General features: G+C 65.2%; 1 protein-coding gene. It reads right to left on the bottom strand.

The features are described from left to right. A partial coding sequence (locus K0F85_RS26725; RefSeq protein WP_219118874.1) for a DNA cytosine methyltransferase occupies positions 1–653 on the bottom strand: 653 nt, incomplete at both ends.

Here is a 653-nt window from a genome sequence, read left to right on the forward strand (position 1 = left end):
GCCGCATCGACCACATAGCGCATGATGCCCTTGGCGATGCGGCGTAGCGTGGCCGGCGCCAGTGGCTTGTCGCGCTCGAAGATTGACGGGCACGGCAGGCTGAAGTCGATGCACTCGGCCGCCGTGCGGTACGGCAGCAGCTTGCCCGCACGCACGCCGATGCTGCCGGGCGCGCCATGCGTTGGTTCTGGCCATTTGATGGCGATGCCGTCACGGCGCGCCACCAGGAAGAAGCGCTTGCGGATGGTGGGCGTGTCGTGGTCGCAGCCGCGCATTTCGCGGTAGTCGACGGTGTAGCCGTGCGCACGCAACTGGCGAATGAAGCTGTCGAAGGTCTTGCCCTTCTTCGCCGGGTCCGGCTTAGCGCTGCCGTCGGCCTCGACCAGCAGCGGGCCCCACGTTTTGAATTCCTCGACGTTTTCCAGCATGATCACGCGCGGCTTGCATTTGGCCGCCCAGCGCAGCGTTACCCAGGCAAGGCCACGGATACGCTTCTCGACCGGCTTTCCGCCTTTGGCCTTGGAAAAATGCTTACAGTCCGGCGACAGCCATACCAGGCCCACTGGGCGGTTGTTCGTGACCTTGATCGGGTCGACGTCCCACACGCTCTCGCACAGGTGCGTGGTGTGCGGGTGGTTCGCTGCGTGCATGGC

It is taken from the genome of Janthinobacterium sp. UMAB-56 (assembly GCF_900095265.1).
Taxonomy (GTDB): Bacteria; Pseudomonadota; Gammaproteobacteria; order Burkholderiales; family Burkholderiaceae_D; genus Janthinobacterium.